The sequence below is a fragment of the Streptomyces sp. NBC_01283 genome, from assembly GCF_041435335.1.
GTDB lineage: Bacteria > Actinomycetota > Actinomycetes > Streptomycetales > Streptomycetaceae > Streptomyces.
On record NZ_CP108430.1, the window covers coordinates 5497331 to 5521193 of the forward strand.

The window sequence follows — 23863 nt, forward strand, 5'->3', positions numbered from 1 at the left end:
TTGTTCGCGCGAGTGGACGAACGCGAGGGCCGCCGCACCCTCAGGTGCGGCGGCCCTCGCGCAGTAGTCCTACCGGCCCGCTGGGGCCGTGGCGGACGTCAGTTGACGGAACCCATCAGTTCCTTGACCTTCTTGCGGTTCATCCAGATGCCGAAGCCCGCGATGACCGCGATGATCGCCTCGACGGCGACCGCACCCGAGTTGTTCAGGTCGATCCCCAGCTGCGGCGAGGTCAGCAGGCCGGTGACGGAGTCGCCCGCGGTGACCGCGAGGAACCAGACACCCATCATCTGGGCGCTGTACTTCGCCGGGGCCATCTTCGTGGTGACCGAGAGGCCGACCGGGGAGAGGCAGAGCTCGCCGACGGTCTGGATGAAGTAGATCGCCACCAGCCACATCGGGCTGACCTTGCCGCCGTTGTTGGCGGTGTCGATCAGCGGGATCAGGAAGACGGCGAAGGAGATGCCGATCAGCGTGAGGCTGGAGGCGAACTTGACCGCCGTGCTCGGCTCCTTGCCCCGCTTGTTCAGCCAGAGCCACGCCGAGGCGACCACGGGGGCGAGCGCCATGATGAAGATCGGGTTCAGCGACTGGTACCAGGAGGTCGGGAAGTCGAACCCGAGCAGGTTGTTCGTCGTGGAGCCCTCGCCGAAGATCGACAGGGTCGAGCCGTTCTGGTCGTAGATCATCCAGAAGACGGCGGCGACGACGAAGAACCAGACGTAACCGGAGAGCTTGGACTGCTCCAGGTTCGTCAGCTCCTTGTCGCGCTTCATGCGGACCAGGACGGCGACCGGGATGACCAGGCCGGCGATGGTGAGCGGCATCAGCGCCCAGTCGGCGAAGTTGCCGGTCACGGCGAGGAACGTGTAGAGCGCGGCGGCCACGATCAGCCAGATCAGACCGGTGCGCAGGGCGGCCTTGCGCTCCTGCTGCGTCGCGGGCTTCGAGACGACGCTGCTCTCGCCGCTCAGGTGGCGCGAGCCGAGCATGAACTGGGCGAGGCCGAGCGCCATGCCGACCGCGGCGAGCGCGAAGCCGAAGTGCCAGTTGACGTTCTCGCCCACGGTGCCGATGGTCAGCGGGGCGAGGAAGGCACCCATGTTGATGCCGATGTAGAACAGCGTGAAGCCACCGTCGCGGCGCGGGTCCTCCGGGCCGTCGTAGAGGTGGCCGACCATCGTGGAGATGTTGGCCTTCAGGAGGCCGGAGCCGAGCGCGACGAGCGCGAGACCGGCGAAGAAGGACGCCGAGCTCGGCAGGGCGAGCGTGATGTGGCCCAGGATGACCACGCCGGCGCCGATGGCGACCGTCTTCCGCGGTCCCCAGAAGCGGTCGGCAACCCAGCCGCCGGGCATGGCGAGGAGGTAGACCATCGACATGTAGACGGAGTAGATCGCCGTCGCCGTCGTGGCACTCATGTTCATGCCGCCGGGGGCGATCAGATACAGCGGGAGCAGTGCCTTCATGCCGTAGAAGCTGTACCGCTCCCACATCTCGGTCATGAAGAGTGTGGCCAGTCCGCGGGGGTGGCCGAAGAAGGTCTTCTCAGAGCCAGGGGTACCGGCGGAGTCCTTCGTCAGGCTGGACGCCATGGGTCGATCCTTGTGGTTCGGGACGCGCGGCAAGAGCGTGTGCGCGCCCGGTGGGGGGCGGTCGGCACCGGGGTACAGCCGTCCACACCCCCACGCCCGGGGGGAGTTTCGCGCTCCGTGTCGAGGAGGGCGCTGGACGGTGACTCCGAGATCCACGCCCTGGCGCGTTTCACGCTCAGGGCCCGACCACAGGTCATTCCTTTCAAGGCTGGCAGAAGCCAACCCGCACATAAAAGAGACCTAAGGCCGCACAGCGGGCCAAAGGTCCTTGGATAGTGCATCAGGCGTTGGGTCACCATACGCCACGACAGTGCGGCATATGGAAGGACTTGAGAGATGGATCACAGGCTACGAAGGAACCGTCAACCCACATTTGAAGGTGATCCTCAGGATCGCACCCCATAGCCGCAGGGGTCGACCGTGAGTTGTCGATCACCACGCGATCACCCCACGACGGTCCTCCGGCGCGGACTACCATCACCCCATGACCCGTGTACTGCTCGCCGAGGACGACGCGTCCATCTCGGAGCCGCTGGCCCGTGCCCTGCGCAGGGAGGGGTACGAGGTCGAAGTGCGTGAGGACGGCCCGACCGCCCTCGACGCCGGGCTGCAGGGCAGCGTCGACCTTGTCGTACTCGACCTGGGGCTGCCCGGAATGGACGGCCTGGAGGTGGCCCGCCGCCTCCGCGCCGAGGGACACACGGCACCGATCCTCATCCTGACCGCCCGCGCCGACGAGGTGGACACCGTCGTCGGCCTGGACGCGGGCGCCGACGACTACGTCACCAAGCCCTTCCGCCTCGCCGAACTGCTCGCCCGGGTCCGGGCCCTGCTCCGGCGCGGGGCTGCCGAGCCCGCGCAGGCTCCGGCCACGCACGGCGTGCGCATCGACGTGGAGTCGCACCGCGCCTGGATGGGCGAGGAGGAGCTCCAGCTCACCGCCAAGGAGTTCGACCTGCTGCGGGTCCTGGTCCGGGACGCGGGCCGGGTGGTCACCCGTGACCAGCTGATGCGCGAGGTCTGGGACACCACGTGGTGGTCGTCCACCAAGACCCTGGACATGCACATCTCCTGGCTGCGCAAGAAGCTGGGCGACGACGCCGCGAACCCGCGGTACATCGCCACGGTGCGGGGCGTCGGCTTCCGCTTCGAGAAGAGCTGATCTCGCCCCTGGGCGCTGGGCAGATGCCCGTCAGGGGCGCGGGGAACTGCGCGACCAGCCGTCGACGGCCCGCAGAGGCCTATGGCGAGGGCCTCGCAGATGCGTCTGCCTCCAGCGGTCGCAGCGCGGGTGCGGCATCACCGTGCTTGCTCGCGCAGTTCCCCGCGCCCCTGAGGGCGGCTTCGATCGGCGACACTGAGTAGATGCGTCGCCGACTGATCAACAGCACCCTCGCCGTAGTCCTCGTGGTCATCGCGGTCTTCGGCGTGAGCCTGGTGATCGTAGAGACCAGGACCATCAGCACCAGCGCCCAGGACCGCGTCACCAGCGAGGCGCTCCGCCTGGCCAGCATCGTGGACAGCAGGCTCATCAGCGACGAGCAGATCAACGCCGAGATCCTGCGGGACGTCGCCGCCGTCGACACCGACCGCTACGCCCTCATCGAGATCCCCGGCCGCGCCCCCGTCGAGATCGGCACCCGCCCCACCGGCGACGTCATCCACGACACGGCCAAGGGCGAGGAGGGCGAGAAGGTCACCGTCGAGGAGCCGCGCACCACGGTCACCCAGGAGGTCGGCCGCACCCTGCTGATCATCGGCGCCGTGGCCCTCCTCGCGATCATCGCCGCCGTACTCCTCGCCGTGCGCCAGGCCAACCGCCTCGCCTCGCCGCTCACCGACCTCGCGGAGACCGCCGAGCGCCTCGGCTCCGGCGACCCGAGGCCCCGCCACAAGCGGTACGGGGTGCCGGAGCTGGACCGTGTCGCGGACGTCCTGGACGGCAGTGCGGAGCGGATCGCCCGGATGCTGACCGCCGAGCGCCGCCTCGCGGCCGATGCCTCGCACCAGCTGCGTACGCCGCTGACGGCCCTCTCCATGCGCCTGGAGGAGATCACCGTCACCGATGACCTGGACACGGTGAAGGAGGAGGCCACGATCGCGCTCGCGCAGGTCGAGCGCCTCACCGACGTCGTACAGCGGCTGCTCACGAACTCACGTGACCCCCGCACCGGCTCCGCCGTCTCCTTCGACCTGGACGAGGTCATCAAGCAGCAGCTGGAGGAGTGGCGCCCGGCCTACCGCAGCGCGGGCCGCGCCATCGTCAGCTCGGGCAAGCAGCATCTGCGGGCGGTGGGCACGCCCGGCGCGGTCGCGCAGGTCCTCGCCGCGCTCATCGAGAACTCGCTCATGCACGGCGGCGGCACCGTGGCGCTGCGCACCCGTGTCACGGGAAACCAGACGGTCATCGAGGTCACCGACGACGGGCCGGGCGTCCCCGCCGACCTCGGCGCGCGGATCTTCGAGCGCACCATCAGCGGCCGGAACTCGACGGGCATCGGCCTCGCGGTGGCCCGGGACCTGGCCGAGGCGGACGGCGGCCGACTGGAGATGCTGCAGACCAAGCCGCCGGTGTTCGGCCTGTTCCTGTCCCGTACGCCGCCGCAGAAGCGGGACCGGGAGCAGCAGGAGACGGTGCGCTAGGGCCTAGGGCCTAGGGCCTAGGGCCCTGCACGGCGGGGCGCTTGTCCTCGGTGGAGGCCGCTGCGGTCTCGTCCTCCAGGAACGATTCCGCACGGGCGACGGTCTCCCGCGCGGGGAGCGCCTTGAACACCCAGGAGCGGTAGGACCAGAAGCGGAAGCAGGTGGCGATGCCGATGCCCACGAACTTGAAGACGTTGCGCTGCAGCGGGCTGTCCCAGTCGAAGCCGTAGATCGCCGCGTACAGGACGCCGTTCTCGATCACCAGGCCGACGGCGCTGAAGACCAGGAAGAGCGTGAGCTCCTTGGTGCGGGAGCTCTTGTCGCGGTCCCGGTACGTGAAGTAGCGGAAGCCCACGTAGTTGAAGGCGATGGCGACGACCGTGGCGATCACGTTCGCGCGCACGGCCTGCAGGTCGGTGGTGTGCCACAGCAGGTTGGAGACGCTGAAGTTCACCAGGGTGCCCAGTGCTCCCACGGCACCGAACTTGGCCACTTCGCGCGCGAGCTGGTCCAGTCGCACCCGTAGTGCGCCACGTTCCTTCATGGTGGTCGCCCCAACCCCCGTCGTCGATTCGTTCCGGTGTCTCGTCACGTCGACGTAATTGGTGATTCGGTCGCGTCAACCCAGCCATGCTAACCAGCGAGCCAGGTCCGTCGCGCGGGGACGCCTCCACACTGTGGCGGCTCTGTGACGGGAGAGCCCTTGTCGTGCGCGGAAACCGGCCGTTCCCGGATGGCTGATACGGGCCGATACCCTGGGGGTGTGACGTTCCCGGTAGTCGGCATGGTCGGCGGCGGTCAGCTCGCCCGCATGACCCACGAGGCGGGTATCCCCCTCGGCCTGAAATTCAAGCTCCTCAGTGACACCCCTCAGGACTCCGCGGCGCAGGTCGTCGGCGATGTCGTCATCGGCGACTATCGCGACCTCGACACGCTGCGCGAGTTCGCGAGGGGCTGCGACGTGATCACTTTTGATCACGAACACGTACCCACCGAGCATCTACGGGCCCTGGAGGCGGACGGCATCCCCGTGCGTCCGGGGCCCGACGCGCTGGTGCACGCCCAGGACAAGGGCGTGATGCGCGAGAAGCTCACGGAGATCGGCGTGCCGTGTCCACGCCACCGGATCGTGCGCGATCCGGCCGACGTGGCGGCCTTCGCGGCCGAAGGCTCTTCGGGGCCCGGCGACGACGGTTTCCCCGTGATCCTCAAGACGGTGCGTGGCGGCTATGACGGAAAGGGGGTGTGGTTCGTACGTTCCGTCGAGGACGCCGAAGATCCCTTCCGGGCCGGTGTCCCCGTGCTCGCCGAGGAGAAGGTCGATTTCCGGCGGGAGCTCGCGGCGAACGTCGTCCGCTCGCCGCACGGCCAGGCCGTGGCCTATCCCGTCGTCGAGTCGCAGCAGGTCGACGGCGTCTGCGACACGGTGATCGCGCCGGCCCCCGGTCTCTCGGAGGACCTCGCGGGCCAGGCGCAGGAGCTGGCCCTTCGCGTCGCCAAGGAGCTCGGGGTGGTCGGCCACCTCGCGGTCGAGCTCTTCGAGACGCGCGACGGCCGCATCCTGGTGAACGAGCTGGCGATGCGCCCGCACAACTCGGGCCACTGGACGCAGGACGGGGCGATCACGTCCCAGTTCGCGAACCACGTGCGCGCGGTGCTCGACCTGCCCCTCGGCGATCCGCGCCCGCGGGCGAAGTGGACGGTCATGGCCAATGTCCTGGGCGGCGACTACCCGGACATGTACCAGGCGTATCTGCACTGCATGGCGCGTGACCCGCAGTTGAAGATCCACATGTATGGCAAGGACGTGAAGCCCGGACGCAAGGTCGGCCACGTCAACACCTACGGCGACGACCTGGACGACGTGCTGGAGCGCGCGCGTCACGCGGCCGGCTATCTCAGAGGAACGATCACAGAATGACCGCACCTGTAGGACCTGTAGTCGGCATCGTCATGGGCTCGGACTCCGACTGGCCGGTCATGGAGGCCGCGGCCAAGGCCCTCGACGAGTTCGAGATTCCTTACGAGGTCGACGTCGTCTCGGCGCACCGGATGCCGCGCGAGATGGTCGCGTACGGCGAGGAGGCGGCGGACCGCGGTCTCAAGGCGATCATCGCGGGGGCCGGCGGCGCCGCGCACCTGCCGGGCATGCTGGCGTCCGTGACGCCGCTGCCGGTCATCGGCGTGCCCGTACCGCTCAAGTACCTGGACGGCATGGACTCGCTCCTGTCCATCGTGCAGATGCCCGCGGGCGTGCCGGTGGCGACGGTCTCGGTGGGCGGCGCGCGCAACGCGGGTCTCCTCGCGGCCCGCATCCTGGCCGCGCACGACCCCGAACTCCTGGGCCGTATGCGGGAGTTCCAGCAGGAGCTGAACGAGCAGGCCACGGAGAAGGGGAAGCGTCTGCGCGCCAAGGTCGAAGGCGCGGGTTCCGGCTTCGGCTTCGGTTCGGGAAAGTGAGCGGCATGACGTCTCCCGCTCTTCCCGACGCCCGCGCCCTGCTCGCCGAATTCCCGGTGGTCGACGGCCACAACGACCTGCCCTGGGCACTGCGCGAGAAGGCCGGTTACGACCTCGACCGCCTGGATATCGCGAGCGACCAGACGGGCCACCTTCACACCGACATCGCACGCCTGCGGGCGGGCGGGGTCGGTGCGCAGTTCTGGTCGGTGTACGTCCGCACGGACCTGACGGGCGACGCCGCGGTGAGCGCGACGCTCGAACAGATCGACTGCGTCGGCCAGTTGCTCGCGCGCTACCCGAAGGACCTGCGGCGTGCGCTGACGGCCGCGGACATGGAGGAGGCGCGGGCCGAGGGCCGCATCGCGTCCCTGATGGGCGCCGAGGGCGGGCACTCCATCAACAACTCCCTCGCGACCCTGCGGGCGTTGCACGCGCTCGGCGTCCGCTACATGACGCTGACGCACAACGACAACATCGCGTGGGCGGACTCGGCGACGGACGAGCCGGGGGTCGGCGGGCTCTCCCCGTTCGGCCACGAGGTCGTACGCGAGATGAACCGCACCGGCATGCTCGTGGACCTCTCCCACGTGGCGGCGACGACGATGCGGGCGGCCCTGGACACCTCCGTGGCGCCGGTGATCTTCTCGCACTCCTCGGCGCGCGCGGTGTGCGACCACCCGCGCAACATCCCGGACGACGTCCTGGGGCGGCTGCCCGCGAACGGCGGCGTCGCGATGGCCACCTTCGTGCCGAAGTTCGTGCTCCAGGCGGCGGTCGACTGGACGGCGGCGGCCGACGAGAACATGCGGGCGCACGGCTTCCACCACCTGGACACGAAGCCGGAAGCGATGAAGGTCCACGCGGCCTTCGAGGAGTCGACCCCGCGCCCGGTCGCCACGGCGGCGACGGTCGCCGACCACCTCGACCACATGCGCGAGGTGGCGGGCATCGACCACATCGGCATCGGCGGTGACTACGACGGCACGGCGTTCACCCCGGACGGCCTCGACGACGTCGCGGGCTACCCGAACCTGATCGCGGAGCTCCTGACCCGCGGCTGGTCGAAGGACGACCTGGCCAAGCTGACGTGGCGGAACGCGGTGCGCGTCCTGGGCGCCGCGGAGGACGTGGCACGCGACGTGCGGTCCCGGCGCGGTCCGTCGAACGCGACGCTTCAGCAGCTGGACGGCTGAGGGCGTACGACATCAGGGCGGGGGCGGCCGATCGGCAGCCCCCGCCCTTTGCGTACGTCAGGTCACGAGCCCCTGCGCGAACCGCAGTGAGTGGGCGAAGAGGTCTTCCACGGCGTCGTCGGTCACTCCGTACCAACCGTGGTCGGCGCCCGGCACCGTATGCAGCTCCACCGGCGCGCCCACCTCCCGCAGCCGCGCCGCGAGCGCCTCGCTGTGCGTGGCCGGGACCATCGTGTCCCGCTCGCCGTGGACCAGGAGGAAGGGCGGGGCGGCGCGGTGGACCCGCGCGACGGGGCTGGCCGCAAGGGCCCGCTCGGGCACGGTGGCGGGGGCGGCGCCGAGCAGCAGGGCCTCCGGGGTCGTGGCGCTGTGCGGGTCGAACGGGCCGCGGGGGACGGTCAGGTCGCTCGGGGCGTACCAGATGACGGCGCCGGTGGCCGGGGCCGCGGGGTCAAGCGCGAGCAGCGAGGCCAGGTGCCCGCCCGCGGACTCGCCCCACACCACGGTCCGCGCGGTGTCGACGCCGAGCTCCGGCGCGCGCAGCTCCAGCCAGCGCAGCGCCGTCCGCAGGTCGTCCAGCGGGGCGGGGAAGAGGGCCTCGCCGCTGAGCCGGTAGTCGGCGCAGGCCACCGCGAAGCCCGCCGCCGCGATGCGTGCGAAGGGGCCCGGGTTCCAGTGCCGGGTCCGCAGGCCCATGTCGTCACGGCGCCCGCGCCGCCAGGCGCCGCCGTGCACGAAGAGGACGAGCGGGGCGGGCCCGCGCCCGGCCTCCGGCAGCCAGAGGTCGAGCTCCAGCGGACGGCCGCCCTCGACCTCGCCGTACGGGACACCGCGAAGGACCCGCGGGGCCGGTGCCGGGAGCGGCGCGACGTCCGGGTGGGGAGCGGCGATCAGCGCCCGCGGCTCTTCGCTCACCGGGTGCGCCACTGGTGCTCGGGCAGGAAGCGCACGTCGTACCGCTCGGGGACGGTGGCGAACTTGTCGGGCGTGGGCACGACGGGCTCACGCGGCAGTCCGAGACCTTCGGCGGGCGCCCCGAGGGTCTCGAAGAACCGCTCGAAGGTGCCGCCGGGTCCCGCGGCGACGCCGACGACCTGGCTGTGATGGCGCTCCATGCGGTAGGCGTGCGGGCAGTTCTTCGGTACGAAGCCGAAGTCGCCGGGGGTGAGGAGCTTCTCCTGCTGCTCGCCCTCCAGGTCCTCGACGAAGAGGCGGACGGCGCCCTGGGTGACGTAGAAGACCTCGTACGTGTCGGGGTGCAGGTGGGCGGGGATGACGTTGCCCCTGGGGCCCTCGACGGTGAAGAAGTTGAAGGCGTTCTCGGTCTGCTCGCCGCCCGCGTAGATGGTGATCAGGTCGCCGAACAGATGGGCGCGGTCGCCCTCGCCCTTCTCGATGACGTAGGGCTTGCCCGGCTCGGCGGGGATGCGTGAGGAGCGCCGGTGGCGGGTGGCGTACTCGATGGTCATGGCTCTCCCGGGGCGATGGCTGAGTGAGGGGACATGGAGGAATGTCAGGCAGCCTGACATGATGAGTCCACGACGGGCAAGCGCCGGCCCCGAACCCATAGGCTCACGGCATGCACGCCACCGGCCGCAACCTCCCGCAACTCCTGGGCGACGCCCGCCGCTGGTTCGAGGACGCGCTCCTCGCGGCCCTGGAGGAGGCGGGGGAGGCCCCGGTGTCCCCGACGCAGGCGGGCCTCTTCGCCGTCCTGGACGCGGAGGGCACCACCGTGTCCGAGCTGGCCCGCCGCATGGGCGTCACCCGGCAGACCGCCCACCAGGCGGTGCACGGCCTGGTCGCCGCGGGGCTGCTCGAACAGGCCCCCGACCCCTCCTCCGCGCGGCAGCGGCTGATCCGCCGGACCGAGGAGGGCGCGCGCACGCACCGCAGGGCGGAGCTGGTCCTGCGCCGCGTGGAGCAGGAGCTCGCCGACCGGATCGGCGAGCAGACCGTGCTCGCGCTGCGGGCGGCGCTGGAACTCCCGTGGGGCAGCCCGCCGGTCCTCGCCCCGCCCAAGGGCTGATGTCGGAGCGCTGATGCCCCCGGAAAACGCGAATCGCCCTCCCCCTGTGGCAGGGAGAGGGCGATGGATACCGCGCCGGGTTACGGCAGGTTGCGGGCCATGACGATCCGCTGGACCTGGTTCGTGCCTTCATAAATCTGCGTGATCTTCGCGTCGCGCATCATCCGCTCGACGGGGTAGTCACGGGTGTAGCCGTAGCCGCCGAGCAGCTGGACGGCGTCCGTGGTGACCTCCATCGCGACGTCCGACGCGAAGCACTTGGCCGCCGCGCCCGCGAAGGTCAGGTCGCTGTCGCCGCGCTCCGACTTGGCCGCCGCCGCGTACGTCAGCTGACGGGCCGCCTCGATCTTCATCGCCATGTCCGCGAGCATGAACTGGATGCCCTGGAAGTCGGCGATCGGCTTGCCGAACTGCTTGCGCTCCTTGACGTAGCCCTTGGCGTAGTCGAGGGCGCCCTGCGCGATGCCGAGTGCCTGGGCCGCGATCGTGATGCGGGTGTGGTCCAGGGTCTTCATCGCCGTGGCGAAGCCCGTGCCCTCCTCGCCGATCATGCGGTCGGCGGGGATGCGGACGTTGTCGAAGTAGACCTCGCGGGTCGGCGAACCCTTGATGCCGAGCTTCTTCTCCGGGGCGCCGAAGGAGACGCCCTCGTCCGACTTCTCGACCACGAAGGCGGAGATGCCCTTCGAGCGCTTCGTCGGGTCGGTCACGGCCATCACCGTGTAGTACTCGGAGACGCCCGCGTTCGTGATCCAGCGCTTCACGCCGTTGAGGACCCAGAAGTCCCCGTCACGGACGGCCTTCGTCTTCATGCCCGCCGCGTCCGAACCGGCGTCCGGCTCGGAGAGGCAGTACGAGAACATGCCCTCGCCCTTGGCGAGCGGCGTCATGTACTTCTTCTTCAGCTCCTCGGACCCGGAGAGGATCACGGGGAGCGAGCCCAGCTTGTTCACGGCCGGGATGAGCGAGGACGAGGCGCAGGCGCGGGCCACTTCCTCGATCACGATGACCGTGGCGAGCGCGTCGGCACCCGTGCCGCCGTAGCTCTCCGGTACGTGTACGGCGTGCAGGTCGGAGGCGACGAGGGCGTCGAGCGCCTCCTGCGGGAAGCGGGCCTCCTCGTCCACCGCCGCGGCGAACGGCGCGATCTTCGCCTCGGAGAGCGATCGGATCGCGTCGCGGAGCATGTCGTGCTCCTCGGACGGGCGGTACAGGTCGAAATCAGCCGATCCGGCCAAGGTCTCTCACGCTCCAAGGATGCTAATTACCGTTAAGTAACCCAAATTTTAGAGGGCGGCCGACGCGAGGGATACGTGAGCTTGCCGACAGCGGGCGGTCGGCGGTCGGCAATAGCGGGAACGTGCCCGCTCAAGGGCCCGACTATGCTCGGGCACCGCACTGACGGCCGTAGACCCCTGGAGCACCGCATGGCCCTCAAGATCACCGTGATCGGCACCGGGTACCTCGGTGCGACGCACGCCGCGGCCATGGCCGAGCTCGGCTTCGAGGTGCTCGGCCTCGACGTCGTGCCGGAGAAGATCGAGATGCTGCAGCGGGGCGAGGTCCCGATGTACGAGCCCGGTCTTGAGGAGCTGCTGCGCAAGCACGTCGCCGGGATCGAGGGCTCCAGCGGCCGACTGCGCTTCACGATGGACTTCGCCGAGGTCGCGGCCTTCGGCGACGTGCACTTCGTCTGCGTGAACACCCCGCAGAAGCACGGCGAGTACGCCTGTGACATGAGCTACGTCGACAGTGCCTTCGCGCAGCTCGCCCCGCACCTGACGAAGCCCGCGCTCGTCGTCGGCAAGTCGACCGTGCCGGTCGGCTCGGCGGAGCGGCTCGCGCGCGAGCTCGCCGCCGCGGCTCCGGCGGGCGTCGAGGCCGAGCTGGCCTGGAACCCGGAGTTCCTCCGTGAGGGCTTCGCCGTCAAGGACACGCTGCACCCGGACCGCATCGTCGTCGGCGTACGCAGCGCGCACGCGGAGAAGCTGCTCCGCGAGGTGTACGCGGGTCCGGTCGGCGAGGGCTCGCCGTTCGTCGTGACGGACTTCCCGACCTCCGAGCTCGTGAAGACCGCCGCCAACTCCTTCCTCGCCACGAAGATCTCGTTCATCAACGCGATGGCCGAGGTGTGCGAGGCCGCGGGCGGTGACGTCGTGAAGCTGGCCGAGGCGCTCGGCTACGACGACCGCATCGGCAAGAAGTTCCTGCGGGCCGGCATCGGCTTCGGCGGCGGCTGCCTGCCCAAGGACATCCGGGCGTTCATGGCACGGGCCGGGGAGCTGGGCGCCGACCAGGCGCTGACGTTCCTGCGGGAGATCGACTCCATCAACATGCGGCGGCGCGGGCAGATGGTGGAGATGGCGCGCGAGGCGCTCGGCGGCGGGTCCTTCCTGGGCAAGCGGGTCGCGGTCCTCGGCGCCACGTTCAAGCCGGACTCGGACGACGTCAGGGACTCGCCCGCACTGAACGTCGCCGGGCAGATCCACCTCCAGGGCGGCCAGGTCACCGTGTACGACCCCAAGGGGATGGCGAACGCGGGCAGGCTCTTCCCGACGCTCGCGTACGCGGAGACGGCCGTGGACGCCGTCCGGGGCGCGGACGTGGTCCTGCACCTCACGGAGTGGCGCGAGTTCCGCGAGCTCGACCCGGCGGTGCTCGGTGAGGTGGCATCGAACCGGCTCATCCTGGACGGCCGCAACGCGCTCGACCCCACGGTGTGGCGGGCGGCCGGGTGGACCTACCGCGCGATGGGGCGGCCTTCGGCCTGAGGGCCCGCGGTGTCCGCGGCCCCGGCCGCACCCTTCCGTGCCCGGTAGGCCCGCATCTTGGCGCGGGCCCCGCACACCCCCATGTCGCACCACCGGCTGCGCCCGGCGGGGCTGCGGTCGTAGTACGCCCAGTGGCAGTCCGGGGCCTCGCACGCCTTGAGGCGGGACCAGGTGCCCGTGGTCACCGCCTCCGCGATGGCCGCGGCCACCCGGGAGGCGAGGGCCTCCGGCTCCGCCGGGACCAGTGACGCCGAGCCGTCCTGCTCGGAGACCTTCACCAGCAGCGGCGCCCCCGCCAGGAGCCGGGAGAGCGCGGGCGCCGTGGTGTGCGGGCCGTGGCCCGCGTGAGCGAGGCATGCCGCCCGCAGTGACTCCCGCAGTTCCCTCGCCGCCGCCACCTCCGGGCCCGGCGCGAGGTCGAAGGGCGCGCGTCCCTCCGACGTGTCCAGCGCGTCCGCGCCCGACTCCAGGTCCAGGGTGTTCACCAGCGCCTGGACCAGCGCGAGCCCCCCTGGAGCAGGTGCTCTGTCATTCATGCTTGCGACGTTACCTCCAGTGCGGGAGTATGCAGTAACCGTTACCTCTAGCGGTGGAGTACTGGTAACCGCACAGGATTGAGGAGAAGGCCATGCCCCTCGCCAAACTCGGCGTCGTCGTGCTCGACTGTCCCGACCCCCTCGCGCTCGCCACCTTCTACGCGGCCGTCGTCGGCGGTACCCCCAAGGACGACGGGGAGGGCTGGGTGGACCTCGAAGTCCCCGGCGGCACACCGCTCGCGTTCCAGGCGGCCCCCGGCCACGTACCGCCGCAGTGGCCCGAGGCCGCGCACTCGCAGCAGTTCCACCTGGATCTCGAAGTGGACCGGGCGCAGCTGGACGCCGTCGAGAAGGAGGTGCTCGCGCTCGGCGCCACCGCGCTCGACACGGAGGACCGCGAGCGCGGCTTCCGTGTGTACGCCGACCCGGCCGGGCACCCGTTCTGTCTCTGCGCCTGCTGAAGAAAGGAACGCTCATGGCGCCCGTCGGACGCCTGCGCAACGTCGTCCTCGACTGCCCGGACCCCCGTCAACTCGGCATGTTCTACCGTCACTTGATCGGCGGTGAGCTAGAGATCGAGGTCGAGGAGGAAGAGGGGGACTGGGTCGTGCTCACCGTGCCGGGCGGCCTGCGCGTCTGTTTCCAGGCGGCCCCCGGCCACCGCCCGCCCGACTGGCCGCACGCGGAGGCCGGCTCCCAGCAGGCCCATCTCGACATCGACGTGGGCCCGGCCGTCCAGGACATCGAGCGCGCCGAGGAGCGCGTACTCGCCCTGGGCGCCAAGCCGCTCGACGTCGACGACGGCGACGGCGAGCGCGACTTCCGTGTCTACGCCGATCCGGCAGGGCACCCCTTCTGCCTCTGCCGGATCGGCGCGGACTGAGCGGCGCCGGGTCTCAGGCCGTCGCCTGCTGCCGCCGTCGCCTGTCCCGTGCCGCCCGCGCCGTGAAGTCCGCACCGCGCAGCACCCGTTGGACGTTGCCCCACGTCAGGCGGGCCAGGTCGTCGTCGGACCAGTCACGTCCGACGAGCTCGGCGACCAGATGCGGATAGCGCGACGTGTCGGCCAGACCGTCGGGGTGCGCGGCCGGGGTGTCGTACGTCCCCGAGAGGCCCACGCACTCCGGGCCCGCGAGGCGGCGTACGTGGTCGAGGTGGTCCGCGACCTCGCCGATCGAGGAACCCGTCTGCTCGGCCGCCAGGGGCACCAGGCACAGGCCCTTGGCGGCGCCGAGCGCGGTGAGCAGGTCGTCCGGGAGGTTCCCCGGGGCGTCCCGCAGCGCGCGGGCTCCCGAGCGGCTGAACAGGACCGGAGCCTTGGAGACGGCGAGCACCCGGTGCGCCGTGGCCTCGGACGCGCCGGAGAGCTCGGCGAGCACCCCGAGGCGGTTCAGCTCGCGCACCACCTCCTCGCCGAACGGGGCCAGCCCCTGTGGGCCCGCCCATGACGTACCGGAGAGCGTGAGCGAGCACAGGCCGAGCGCGTGCAGGGCGCGCAGCGTGGCGAGCGAGTCGCCGAGTGCCTCCGCGCGGGCGGGGCCGATCAGGATGGCGATGCGGCCGCAGTGGCGGGCGTCGGCCACCTCGGACGCGGTGCGGGTCAGGCGCAGCCCCTCGGAGTGGCCGCCGACGACGTGCTTGACGAGGTCGAGCTGTTCGAGGGTCGCGCCGAGCACGCGGTCACCGGTGACGCCGTCCGGCACGTGCACGGACCAGAACTGCGCCCCCACGCCGCCGGCCCGCAGCCGGGGCACGTCGGCGTCCACGGCGCTGTCGCCGAGCTCCAGGTCGTACCAGGGCAGTCCGCGCAGCGCCCAGGGCAGTCCGCTGCAGCCGTCGGCGACGGGATGCGCGGCGAGCAGCGATCGGGCGTGCCGGAGCGGGTCGGGCGCGGGCGGCTCCGGTCCCGGCTCGGATATGGGCGGGGGCTCGGGGGGCCGCGCGGGGGGCCGGTCGAGATCTCCGGCTTCGGCGGTGGTGTCGAGTGCGGCCTGCAGTTCTGCCATGGCGGTGCTCCGGACTTCAGGGTGGGTCCGGTCCACCGTGACACGCGGGAGGCGCGGCTTCACGGCGGGCGAAGCGTTCGGGGGACGAGGGCGTGACGTCGGCACGCGAAGGGGCCCCGCCGATCCGCCGGCGGGGCCCCTTCGAGGTGTTCGGGAGACGGCTCAGCCGCCCGAGACGGTCACCTTCTCGTCGTTGTTCAGCTCGGACACCATCTGCTTGACCTTGGCCTTGTCCCACAGGAGGTTGCCGCCGGTGGAGCCCGCGAGCGGCATGTTCATGGACTTGCCGTCGCCGCCGGTGACGCCCTTCATCGCCCAGAACATGGACGCCACGTCGAACAGGCCCATGTCCTTGTCGACGACCAGCGTGTCAAGGCCCGCGCCCATCGTGGGGTAGAGCTTGAACGGGTTGAGGACCGTGCCCGGCGTCGCCGCCTGGTTGGCCAGGGCCGCGAGGAACTTCTGCTGGTTCTTCGTGCGGTCCAGGTCGCTGCCCGGCAGGGCGTAGCGCGTACGGACGAAGGCCAGGGCCTGCTTGCCGTCGAGGGTCTGCTTGCCCGCCTCGAAGTCGGCGCCGGACTTCTCGTCCTTGAAGCCCTTGGGGATGTCCATCTCGACGCCGCCGACCGCGTCCACGATCTTGGCGAAGCCGCCGAAGCCGATCTCGGCGTAGTGGTCGATCCTGAGGCCGGTGTTGTACTCGACGGTGCGGACGAGCAGCTCGGGGCCGTCCTCCGCGTACGCCGCGTTGAGCTTCGTCTGGCGGCCCTGGTTCGGGTAGAGCTTGCCGGACTCGGCGCCCTTGAAGGACGGGATCGTCACGTTCGAGTCGCGGGGCAGCGAGATCATCGTGTTCCCGCCGTCGTCCGCGACGTGCAGGATCATCATCGAGTCGGTGCGCTTGCCCGCGGCGGAGCCCGTGTGGAGGTCCTTCTTGTCCTGGTCGGACATGCCCTCGCGGCTGTCGGAGCCGACGATCAGGTAGTTCGTGCCGTCGCCGCCGTCGGGGCGCTCGATGACCTTGGAGAGGTCGACCTCGCGCTTGAGCTTGGAGTCGGCCCAGAAATACGTGCCGATGGAGACGGCGAGCAGCACCACGACCAGGGTGATCGAGCCGATCTTGATGCGGCGGCGCCAGTTCGGGGCGGGACGGGGCGCGCGCGTGCCGTAGCCGTCGCCACCGCCGCCCTGGCCCTGCCCCGGCCCGTTCGGGGCGCCGCCGTAGACCTGCCCGGTGTTGTAGCCGCTGTCGTAGCCGTCCTGGCGGGCGTTCCGGGGCTCGAACATGTCGTCGCGCGCGTCGCCGTAAGGCTGGCCGTACCCGTCGTCGTACGCGGGCTGCTGCGGCACCCCAGCCTGCTGCCGGCCCGGTCGGCCGGGCTGGCCGCCGCGCTGGACATGCCGCATCCTGCGGGCGCCCTCAGGCTGCGCGCTCCCGCTGCCACGGCCGTATCCCCGGCCGTTGCCCTGGTCGTCAGGCCAATCGCTCATGTGGCTCAGTCTGCCGTCTCCACCTACGTGCCTCACAGGGCAGACGTGATTTCGGTTCAGGGCTGTTGCAGAGCTGATGCAAAGCGACCGGGCGCTGCCGTGTCCTGCGTCAGACATAGGGTGGAGCCCATGACAGACCTGGCCCCTGGCACGGAATCGGAGATTCCGGGCAAGCCGACCTCGGCATCCCGCACGACTCTCAGCCACATCATGACCCACGCCGACACCAACCTCCTCGGGACGGTGCACGGCGGTGTGATCATGAAACTGGTGGACGACGCGGCGGGGGCGGTCGCGGGACGGCACTCCGGCGGGCCCGCGGTCACCGCGTCCATGGACGAGATGGCCTTTCTGGAGCCGGTGCGGGTCGGCGACCTCGTCCATGTGAAGGCGCAGGTGAACTGGACGGGCCGCAGCTCCATGGAGGTCGGCGTCCGGGTCCTGGCCGAGCGCTGGAACGAGTCGACGCCTGCCCAGCAGGTGGGGTCGGCCTACCTCGTCTTCGCCGCCGTCGACGCGGACGGCAAGCCGCGGGGCGTGCCCCCGGTGCTCCCGGAGACCGAGCGGGACCGCCGCCGGTACCAGGAGGCGCAGATCCGGCGCACGCACCGCCTCGCGCGGCGCCGGGCCATCAAGGAGCTGCGGCAGGCACGCGCCGCCGAGGGCCTCGACGACTGACTGAGGGCCGGCCGCGGGCGCGTCCGCCGAAGCCCTGCCGCCCAGGTCACGCGTCCTGCCGGCACACCACCTGGTCGCCGGTCAGCGCCCCGAACTCGCCCTGGTAGGCGTCCTCCGCCCGTACCGGCCTGACCCGCTTGAAGTCCTGGCCCACGTACACCTTCAGGGTCGCGCCCTGGTCCTTCACCGGCCGCATCAGGCTGCCGGGCAGCGCCGTCGACAGGGACTTCGCCGAGCGGTCCCAGCGCGGGTCGTACGCGACGACCGTGCGCTTCAGCGGATTGCCCGGCAGATTCCCCGGGACCCGCGACGTACGGAAGCCGGTGGCCCGCAGAGCGCTGTCGGCCCGCTTGCCCAGGCCCGGCAGCCCCGTGGCGTTGTCGACCTGCACCCGGATCTGCTGCGGCGACACGTCGACGATGGCCTTGCGCCCGGTGTTGTGCGCGGCCAGCGGACGGTCGTCGCGCAGCGCCTGGAAGAGCTTCGCGGACCTCGCCGGGTCCCACTTCAGCGTCGACCCGATGCCCGGCACCAGTACGCCCTTGCTGCGCAGCGGCACGGTGGTGAACTCCGACGACGACGGCGAGAAGCCGCGCATCGCCCGCCCCAGGGCGAGCATCTCGTTCGTGCCGAAGCCCCGGTCGGCCCGGACCGAGCCGAGCAGCGTCCTGGACACGTCACGGAACTTGAGCGGGTTGAGCAGCACTCCGCTGCTGGTCGCCTTCGAGATCAGCGCCGCGAGGAACCGCTGCTGGCGCTGCATCCGCCCCAGGTCCGACGTGCCGTCGACGTGCCGCGTGCGGACGTACTGGAGCGCCGCGCCGCCGTTGAGCCGGTGCGTGCCGACGGACAGGTTGAGCCCGGTGTAGGAGTCCCGCAGCGGGCGGGTCGTGCAGATCTCCACGCCGCCGACCACGTCCACGGTCTTCATGAAGCTGGTGAAGTCGACCTCCAGATAGTGGTCGATCTTGACCTTCGTCATGTTCTCGACGGTCCGCACGGTGAGGTTGGGGCCGCCCTCCGCGTACGCCGCGTTCAGCTTGACCGGATGCGGCCTGTGCTTGTCGCCGGAGTTCCGGTCGACGTGCTCGGGCATCTCGGCGTAGCTGTCCCGGGGCAGGCTCACGACGCTGGCGCGGTCCCGGTCCTCCGAGAGGTGCACGATCATGACCGTGTCCGTGCAGTGGCAGGGCGCACCGCCGAGGCGGTACTTCTGCTTCTCCGCCTTGGTGATCTTGTCCCGGCCGTCGGTGCCGACGAGCAGGACGTTCATGCCGTTGCCGCCCTTGGGCCGGTTCTTCATGTCCTTGAAGGCGTCCACCCGGCTGATCTCCGTGTCGAGACTGGTGACGACGCCGTGCCCGATCCCGGCCGCCGCCAGCACCGTCACCGAGAACGTGATCGCCACCCGCATCGCCCACCGTGGCCGCCTGCGCTGCTTGACCGGCCGTCCCGCCGACTGCTGCGCGGGCTGCCTCGCACGAGGCGGGCGCGGGCCGTGCGGGGGCGGGGTGGGGTAGCGGCGGGGCGGTGTGGGCACGTGGGGGGACACCTCCGCGGTGAGACGGACTTGCCGGGCGGCCAGGGGGACTCGTGATGGGCCGGGGAACGCGAGAACCGTAGGCCCATACGATCTGCGACCCGGGGCAGCAGGCCGGGCGGCGCGCGCCCGTGTCCCCCATTCGCGGTAACGTGGCGCCGATGAACGCGACGCCCGACGAGCAGCTTCCTGCCGTATCCGTGATCATGCCGGTGCTCAACGAGGAACGGCACCTCCGTGCTGCCGTCTCCGCGATCCTCGAGCAGGAGTACGACGGTGAGATGGAGGTCGTCGTCGCGCTGGGTCCCTCAACGGACCGCACGAACGAGATCGCCGCCGAGCTCGTCGCCGAGACGGCGGGCCACCGCGCGAGGGTGCAGACCGTCCCGAACCCCACGGGCCGCACGCCCGCGGCCCTGAACGCCGCGATCAAGGCCTCCGGTCACCCGATCGTGGTGCGCGTGGACGGCCACGGCATCCTGTCCCCCGGCTACATCGCGACGGCCGTACGCCTCCTGGAGGAGACCGGCGCGCAGAACGTCGGCGGCATCATGCACGCCGAGGGCGAGAACGACTGGGAGCACGCCGTCGCCGCCGCCATGACGTCGAAGATCGGCGTCGGCAACGCGGCCTTCCACACCGGCGGCGAGGCCCAGCAGGCGGAGACCGTCTACCTCGGCGTCTTCCGCCGCGAAGCCCTCGAACAGCAGGGCGGCTACAACGAGGAGTTCATCCGCGCCCAGGACTGGGAGCTGAACTTCCGCATCCGCGAGGCGGGCGGCCTCATCTGGTTCTCGCCCGAGCTGAAGGTGCAGTACCGCCCCCGGCCGAGCGTGAAGGCGCTCGCCAAGCAGTACAAGGACTACGGCCGCTGGCGGCACGTCGTCGCCCGCTACCACGAGGGCTCCATCAACCTGCGTTACCTCGCGCCGCCGACCGCGGTCTGCGCGATCGCGGCGGGCATCGTCGTGGGCGCCCTGGTCACGCCCTGGGGCTTCGTCGTCCCCGCCGGCTACCTCGCGGCGATCACGGCGGGCTCACTGCCCGCGGGCAAGGGCCTGCCGCTGAAGGCACGCCTCCAGATCCCGGTGGCCCTCGCGACCATGCACATGTCGTGGGGCTGGGGCTTCCTGACCAGCCCGCGCTCGCTGGCCAAGAAGGTCATCGCCTCCCGCCGCCCGGCTGTCCTGAGCGAGGCCTGAGGGCAGGACCCGAGAACGACCGGAGGCCCGGCCCACCACCTGGTGGGCCGGGCCTGAGCACGTCCGGGCAGACCTCACTTCCAGGTGAACTGCGGGTCCACGTGCATGCACGCCTTCTTGTCCGAGCCGTTGAGCGCCTCGGCCGAGTCCGGCGTCTTGTCGCTCTGCTTCGACTTGGGGGGAGCGTTCCCCTCCCGCCAGTCGGCGCCGACGACCAGGGTCACCCCGGAGACGTCCGTCGACTTCTTCACCGAACTCAGCTTCATCCCGAGGGACTTGGCGACCCGCTGGGCGTCGCCCTCCAGGTCGGCGCTGGGGAACCTGATGACGGTCTTGTCCTGCGCGAGAGCCGTCGCCGTGTCCGCCGACGCCTTGCTGAAGCCCTTCCCGGCGAGGATCTGCGTGACGGCGCTCGCGCGCCCGCTGACCGGCGGTTCGACGTCCGTACGGGTGCCGTTCTGCACCTGCACGGCGATCTCCTCGTCAGCCGCCGCCGGATCGTCCGAGAGCTTCTCCTCGGCAGGCTTCTTCTTGCCCTTGCCGTCCAGTGAGATGTCGTCGCGCACGAGGCGGAAGAGCTGCTCGGCGTCGCCCGGCTTGGGGATCACGCGCGCGCCCACGTACTCGTAGGGCATCGTCGTCATCGTGGTCCGGTCCGGCGAGACCTTCTTGAGCTCGTTGCTGAGGTCGTAGAGCTTCTTCACGGTGCCCAGGCCGTCGTCGACCTTGAGCGCGCTGGTGGCCGTCTCGGCGAGCCTGCGCAGCTTGTTGGGGCTGCTCAGGTTGGCGTTGTTCCGCAGCTCGCGCACCAGCGAGTTCATGTACATGTGCTGGGCCTTGGCGCGGCTGATGTCGGTGCCGCCGTCGAAGCCGTAGCGGGTGCGCAGCCACTGCAGGGCCTGCTTGCCCTTGATGTCCGTGGTGCCCTTCTTCAGCTTCAGGCCGGAGCCATGGCCCTGGCTGTCGCGCGAGTGGATGTTGGCGTCCACACAGACCGGTACGCCGCCGATGGCGTCCGCCATGGAGACCACGCCCGAGAAGTCGACCTCCATGAAGTGGTCGATGTGGATGTCGGTGAGCTTCTCCCAGGTGGCGACCGTGCAGCCGGGGCCGCCGCGGCCGAGCGTCTGGTTCGTCATCGTCCGCTGCGTCGACGCCTCGTACACCTTGCCGTCGTCCGGGTCGGTGCACTTCGGGATGTCGAGCAGGGTGTCGCGCGGCATGCTGACGACCGACATGTTCGTGCGGTCGGCCGACAGGTGCAGCAGCATCTGGACGTCGGCGAGCGGGGTGCCCCCGAACGTCTCCTTCGCGCCGCCGAGCTTCTGGTTCTCCTTGGAGTCCCGCGCGTCCGAACCGATCAGCAGAATGTTCAGCGGGGTCTGGCCCGCCGCGTTCGGCGTGGGCTCGGGGGCCCGGTGCTCGCCGAGGTTCAGGTCGTCGGTCTGCAGATTGTTGTTCAGATGCCGGTACCAGAGATACCCGGCGCCGGCCGTGCCAAGGATCAGCACCGACAGGATCGTCGCCGACCAGCGGAGTATCCGCCGTCTTGGACGCGGTGCACGCCCGCCACCACCCCCACGGCGGCGCCTGCGGTGCCCGCCGTCCGCCGAGGGCTCCCCTCCCTCGCGCGACGGGCCTCCTTCCAAGCCAAGATCACTGGCGTGCGGGGCGCGTGGTCGCGCCCCCTCCCCACGCACGCTGCTCTTCCCCATCCCCTGCCCCTCCCGCGCTACCCCGAAATACGGCCATCCTGCGCCCAGTTAGACGCAGAATGGCCGCCTGAGGTCACTTGGCGCACACAGTCTTGTCCGCTTCGACCTTGTCGATGTCCTTGGGAGCCTTCGAGGAGCCGCTGATCGGTACCCCGGCCCCCTTGAAGTCACTGCCGAGCGTCAGCTTGATGGCGGGGAGCCCCTGCGAGTTCTTCTCGCTCTTGCCGGGCTTCATCGCGGAGCCGGAGAGCCCCATGACGTCGGCGAGCCGCCGGGCCTGGTCGGCCTGGTCGGGCGCGTACTCCAACGTCGTCTTCTTGAGGTCGGACGGCGCGTTGCCGAGCTGGCTCGCCTTGGACATGCCCTCAGTGTTCTGCAAGTACGTGAGAGTTGTCTGAGCGGCGCCGGTCTTCCCGCTGCCGTTGTAGATGTTCACCCGGACCTCGGAGGAGTCGGACTTGCTGCCCTTGAGGCGGGCGGCGACCGCCGACTTCTCCTTCTTCTCCTTCTTCTTCACCTCGGTCAGCGACGTGTCGGCGCGCATCAGGGAGAAGAGCTGCTCGGCCTTGTCCTCGTTCGGGACGACCGTCGTGTGGACCTTCTCCGCCGGGTTGTCGACGACGGGCACGGTCGCGAAGCTGAGGTTCTTCACGTCGAGCTTGCCCAACTCCATGCCCAGGTCACGGAGTTTCATTATGTCCGCGATCTTGGAGTCGACGGTGAGCGCCTCGGTGCCCGCTTCGGCCAGCTTTATCATCTTCGACGGGCTGGTCAGCGTGTCGTTCGACTTGAGCTTGCGCATCAGCGAGCTGAGGAACTGCTGCTGGAGCTCGATGCGGCTCAAGTCGCCGCCGGTGCCCACGGAGTGCCGCGTGCGGACGAACGCCAGCGCGTCCTCTCCCTCGATCGTGTGCTTGCCCTTGGGCAGGTTCAGATGCGAGTCCGGGTCGTCGATGTCCTTGGCGAGGCAGACGTCCACGCCGCCGACCGCGCTGGAGAGCGTCTTCACCGCGTTGAAGTCGGCCACCATGAAGTGGTCGGGGACGATGCCGGTGAGCTTGGTGACCGTACGCATCGTGCAGCTGGGCGTGCGGTCCTTCTGGCCGAGGCTCTCGTTGAAGCGGGCGCCTTGCGTGCCGGTGATCGTCTTCTTACTGCCGTCCTTCATCGTGGTCGGGCAGTCCGGAATGTCCGTGATCATGTCGCGCGGGATGCTCAGCGCGGTGGCGTTCGTGCGGTCCTTGGAGACGTGCAGCAGGATCGTCGTGTCGGCGTGGCCGACGCTCCCCTTGTCGCCGTACTTCTCGTTGCCCTTGCCGCTGCGCTTGTCCGTGCCCATCACCAGGATGTTGATGGCGCGGTCCTTGCTGAAGCCGCCGGTGCCCGCGCCGTCGTCGTCGATGGACGTGATGTTGTCGTTGAGGTGCTCGTAGTAGACGTATCCACCGACACCGACCGCGACCAGGACGAGGGCGAGCGAGCCGCCCGTCCACATCAGGGCCTTCTTGCCCTTGGACTTCCTGGGCTTCTGCTTGCGCCGGCCGCCCGCCGCCTCCGGCTGCGGAGCCCGGCGCCTGCGCTGCGGCGGCACGTCGCGCTGCTCGTCCCGGCGCTCGTCGCGCCGGCCATCGCGGCCGCGCGTTCCCTGACGTGGCGAGGACCGCGTGGATCTACGGGGTCCAGGCACTGCCGACTGCCCTGCGGAAGGGCTCAGTCGCAGTTCGTAATCGCCGGTGTTCGGGTTGAGCACCCACTGGTCTGCGGGGTCGATGTTCTCCGCCCGCCCACGGCCTTGCGCGTCCACGGTTGTCTGCGTCCTCCGTCGGGGCCACGCGGCGCCATTCCCCCCTCAAGAAAGGCGCTCGGTCAGTCATCCAGCCGGTGCGCGGCCACGAAGGGACCTGCGCACCGGATCGCTCACACTATCCGGCCAGTTCAGCGTCGAACGACGCCGGTGACAAACTCCACTCCCATACAACTGGGCAATCCGCCCTATTTCTT

At 70.4% G+C, this 23863-nt stretch carries 22 protein-coding genes; 11 read left to right on the forward strand and 11 right to left on the reverse strand.

What is annotated here, in order from left to right; genetic code table 11:
• Positions 1-98 precede the first annotated feature (98 nt).
• Positions 99-1595, reverse strand: coding sequence for a peptide MFS transporter (locus OG302_RS25125; protein ID WP_371528839.1), 1497 nt, complete (start codon positions 1593-1595; stop codon positions 99-101).
• Between the two features lie 484 nt (positions 1596-2079).
• On the opposite strand from OG302_RS25125, the gene OG302_RS25130 reads away from it, so the two are divergent.
• Together OG302_RS25130 and OG302_RS25135 are read left to right on the forward strand one after the other, a co-directional pair.
• Complete coding sequence (locus OG302_RS25130; RefSeq protein ID WP_361832684.1) at positions 2080-2757, forward strand: response regulator transcription factor; 678 nt, start codon at positions 2080-2082, stop codon at positions 2755-2757.
• A 203-nt stretch (positions 2758-2960) separates the two neighbouring features.
• The gene (locus OG302_RS25135) at positions 2961-4238 is read left to right on the forward strand and encodes an ATP-binding protein (protein WP_361832686.1); all 1278 of its coding nucleotides are present in this window, start codon (positions 2961-2963) and stop codon (positions 4236-4238) included.
• Positions 4239-4248: 10 nt separating this feature from the next.
• Here OG302_RS25135 and OG302_RS25140 read toward each other — a convergent pair whose 3' ends face one another.
• Complete coding sequence (locus OG302_RS25140; protein ID WP_371528840.1) at positions 4249-4782, reverse strand: GtrA family protein; 534 nt, start codon at positions 4780-4782, stop codon at positions 4249-4251.
• A 189-nt stretch (positions 4783-4971) separates the two neighbouring features.
• Here OG302_RS25140 and OG302_RS25145 point away from each other — a divergent pair, with 189 nt between their 5' ends.
• The 3 genes from OG302_RS25145 to OG302_RS25155 are packed head-to-tail and all read left to right on the forward strand — an operon-like array spanning position 4972 to position 7894.
• Positions 4972-6159, forward strand: a complete 1188-nt coding sequence (locus OG302_RS25145) for a 5-(carboxyamino)imidazole ribonucleotide synthase (protein ID WP_371528841.1) — start codon at positions 4972-4974, stop codon at positions 6157-6159.
• On the forward strand, positions 6156-6698 hold the full coding sequence (gene purE / locus OG302_RS25150; protein ID WP_371528842.1) for a 5-(carboxyamino)imidazole ribonucleotide mutase: 543 nt from the start codon (positions 6156-6158) through the stop codon (positions 6696-6698). The genes OG302_RS25145 and purE overlap by 4 nt, the downstream gene beginning before the upstream one ends.
• Before the next feature lie 5 nt (positions 6699-6703).
• Positions 6704-7894: a dipeptidase gene (locus OG302_RS25155; protein WP_371528843.1), complete on the forward strand. Its 1191-nt coding sequence runs from the start codon at positions 6704-6706 to the stop codon at positions 7892-7894.
• A gap of 57 nt (positions 7895-7951) precedes the next feature.
• Here OG302_RS25155 and OG302_RS25160 read toward each other — a convergent pair whose 3' ends face one another.
• Positions 7952-8809: an alpha/beta hydrolase fold domain-containing protein gene (locus OG302_RS25160; RefSeq protein ID WP_371528844.1), complete on the reverse strand. Its 858-nt coding sequence runs from the start codon at positions 8807-8809 to the stop codon at positions 7952-7954.
• A complete protein-coding gene (locus OG302_RS25165) occupies positions 8806-9363 on the reverse strand; it encodes a quercetin 2,3-dioxygenase (RefSeq protein WP_371528845.1) in 558 nt (185 codons plus the stop codon). Before OG302_RS25165 ends, OG302_RS25160 begins: the two co-directional genes overlap by 4 nt.
• Before the next feature lie 110 nt (positions 9364-9473).
• Here OG302_RS25165 and OG302_RS25170 point away from each other — a divergent pair, with 110 nt between their 5' ends.
• Complete coding sequence (locus tag OG302_RS25170; protein WP_371528846.1) at positions 9474-9923, forward strand: MarR family winged helix-turn-helix transcriptional regulator; 450 nt, start codon at positions 9474-9476, stop codon at positions 9921-9923.
• Between the two features lie 80 nt (positions 9924-10003).
• Here OG302_RS25170 and OG302_RS25175 read toward each other — a convergent pair whose 3' ends face one another.
• The gene (locus tag OG302_RS25175) at positions 10004-11161 is read right to left on the reverse strand and encodes an acyl-CoA dehydrogenase (RefSeq protein ID WP_361832700.1); all 1158 of its coding nucleotides are present in this window, start codon (positions 11159-11161) and stop codon (positions 10004-10006) included.
• A gap of 189 nt (positions 11162-11350) precedes the next feature.
• Between OG302_RS25175 and OG302_RS25180 the strand changes: the two genes are divergently transcribed.
• Positions 11351-12694 (forward strand): UDP-glucose/GDP-mannose dehydrogenase family protein, encoded by a 1344-nt coding sequence (locus OG302_RS25180; RefSeq protein WP_371528847.1) that lies wholly within the window; start codon positions 11351-11353, stop codon positions 12692-12694.
• On the opposite strand, the gene OG302_RS25185 is transcribed toward OG302_RS25180, so the two are convergent.
• A complete protein-coding gene (locus tag OG302_RS25185; RefSeq protein WP_371528848.1) occupies positions 12664-13230 on the reverse strand; it encodes a CGNR zinc finger domain-containing protein in 567 nt (188 codons plus the stop codon). The genes OG302_RS25180 and OG302_RS25185 overlap by 31 nt on opposite strands.
• Before the next feature lie 92 nt (positions 13231-13322).
• On the opposite strand from OG302_RS25185, the gene OG302_RS25190 reads away from it, so the two are divergent.
• Positions 13323-13691 (forward strand): VOC family protein, encoded by a 369-nt coding sequence (locus OG302_RS25190; protein ID WP_371528849.1) that lies wholly within the window; start codon positions 13323-13325, stop codon positions 13689-13691.
• Between the two features lie 14 nt (positions 13692-13705).
• Positions 13706-14113 (forward strand): VOC family protein, encoded by a 408-nt coding sequence (locus OG302_RS25195; RefSeq protein WP_371528850.1) that lies wholly within the window; start codon positions 13706-13708, stop codon positions 14111-14113.
• A 13-nt stretch (positions 14114-14126) separates the two neighbouring features.
• On the opposite strand, the gene OG302_RS25200 is transcribed toward OG302_RS25195, so the two are convergent.
• A complete protein-coding gene (locus tag OG302_RS25200; RefSeq protein ID WP_371528851.1) occupies positions 14127-15236 on the reverse strand; it encodes a dipeptidase in 1110 nt (369 codons plus the stop codon).
• 162 nt (positions 15237-15398) lie between these two features.
• A complete protein-coding gene (locus OG302_RS25205; RefSeq protein ID WP_371528852.1) occupies positions 15399-16727 on the reverse strand; it encodes an LCP family protein in 1329 nt (442 codons plus the stop codon).
• A gap of 129 nt (positions 16728-16856) precedes the next feature.
• Between OG302_RS25205 and OG302_RS25210 the strand changes: the two genes are divergently transcribed.
• Positions 16857-17405: an acyl-CoA thioesterase gene (locus tag OG302_RS25210; RefSeq protein ID WP_361832714.1), complete on the forward strand. Its 549-nt coding sequence runs from the start codon at positions 16857-16859 to the stop codon at positions 17403-17405.
• A 46-nt stretch (positions 17406-17451) separates the two neighbouring features.
• Here the strand turns inward: OG302_RS25210 and OG302_RS25215 are convergent, their stop codons facing one another.
• Positions 17452-18819 (reverse strand): LCP family protein, encoded by a 1368-nt coding sequence (locus tag OG302_RS25215; protein ID WP_371750224.1) that lies wholly within the window; start codon positions 18817-18819, stop codon positions 17452-17454.
• 287 nt (positions 18820-19106) lie between these two features.
• On the opposite strand from OG302_RS25215, the gene OG302_RS25220 reads away from it, so the two are divergent.
• Positions 19107-20147, forward strand: a complete 1041-nt coding sequence (locus tag OG302_RS25220) for a glycosyltransferase family 2 protein (RefSeq protein ID WP_371528853.1) — start codon at positions 19107-19109, stop codon at positions 20145-20147.
• A 74-nt stretch (positions 20148-20221) separates the two neighbouring features.
• Here OG302_RS25220 and OG302_RS25225 read toward each other — a convergent pair whose 3' ends face one another.
• Both OG302_RS25225 and OG302_RS25230 read right to left on the reverse strand, forming a co-directional pair.
• Entirely contained in the window at positions 20222-21862 is a 1641-nt protein-coding gene (locus OG302_RS25225) for an LCP family protein (RefSeq protein WP_371528854.1), read from the reverse strand.
• A gap of 73 nt (positions 21863-21935) precedes the next feature.
• Complete coding sequence (locus OG302_RS25230; RefSeq protein ID WP_371528855.1) at positions 21936-23666, reverse strand: LCP family protein; 1731 nt, start codon at positions 23664-23666, stop codon at positions 21936-21938.
• Positions 23667-23863 lie beyond the last annotated feature (197 nt).

Coding starts and splice junctions, on each gene's coding strand:
- OG302_RS25125 (WP_371528839.1), bottom strand. CDS start 1,595: ATGGCGTCCAGCCTGACGAAGGACTCCGCCGGTACCCCTGGCTCTGAG.
- OG302_RS25130 (WP_361832684.1), top strand. CDS start 2,080: ATGACCCGTGTACTGCTCGCCGAGGACGACGCGTCCATCTCGGAGCCG.
- OG302_RS25135 (WP_361832686.1), top strand. CDS start 2,961: ATGCGTCGCCGACTGATCAACAGCACCCTCGCCGTAGTCCTCGTGGTC.
- OG302_RS25140 (WP_371528840.1), bottom strand. CDS start 4,782: ATGAAGGAACGTGGCGCACTACGGGTGCGACTGGACCAGCTCGCGCGC.
- OG302_RS25145 (WP_371528841.1), top strand. CDS start 4,972: ATGGCTGATACGGGCCGATACCCTGGGGGTGTGACGTTCCCGGTAGTC.
- purE (WP_371528842.1), top strand. CDS start 6,156: ATGACCGCACCTGTAGGACCTGTAGTCGGCATCGTCATGGGCTCGGAC.
- OG302_RS25155 (WP_371528843.1), top strand. CDS start 6,704: ATGACGTCTCCCGCTCTTCCCGACGCCCGCGCCCTGCTCGCCGAATTC.
- OG302_RS25165 (WP_371528845.1), bottom strand. CDS start 9,363: ATGACCATCGAGTACGCCACCCGCCACCGGCGCTCCTCACGCATCCCC.
- OG302_RS25170 (WP_371528846.1), top strand. CDS start 9,474: ATGCACGCCACCGGCCGCAACCTCCCGCAACTCCTGGGCGACGCCCGC.
- OG302_RS25180 (WP_371528847.1), top strand. CDS start 11,351: ATGGCCCTCAAGATCACCGTGATCGGCACCGGGTACCTCGGTGCGACG.
- OG302_RS25185 (WP_371528848.1), bottom strand. CDS start 13,230: ATGAATGACAGAGCACCTGCTCCAGGGGGGCTCGCGCTGGTCCAGGCG.
- OG302_RS25190 (WP_371528849.1), top strand. CDS start 13,323: ATGCCCCTCGCCAAACTCGGCGTCGTCGTGCTCGACTGTCCCGACCCC.
- OG302_RS25195 (WP_371528850.1), top strand. CDS start 13,706: ATGGCGCCCGTCGGACGCCTGCGCAACGTCGTCCTCGACTGCCCGGAC.
- OG302_RS25200 (WP_371528851.1), bottom strand. CDS start 15,236: ATGGCAGAACTGCAGGCCGCACTCGACACCACCGCCGAAGCCGGAGAT.
- OG302_RS25205 (WP_371528852.1), bottom strand. CDS start 16,727: ATGAGCGATTGGCCTGACGACCAGGGCAACGGCCGGGGATACGGCCGT.
- OG302_RS25210 (WP_361832714.1), top strand. CDS start 16,857: ATGACAGACCTGGCCCCTGGCACGGAATCGGAGATTCCGGGCAAGCCG.
- OG302_RS25215 (WP_371750224.1), bottom strand. CDS start 18,819: ATGCGGGTGGCGATCACGTTCTCGGTGACGGTGCTGGCGGCGGCCGGG.
- OG302_RS25220 (WP_371528853.1), top strand. CDS start 19,107: ATGAACGCGACGCCCGACGAGCAGCTTCCTGCCGTATCCGTGATCATG.
- OG302_RS25225 (WP_371528854.1), bottom strand. CDS start 21,862: ATGGGGAAGAGCAGCGTGCGTGGGGAGGGGGCGCGACCACGCGCCCCG.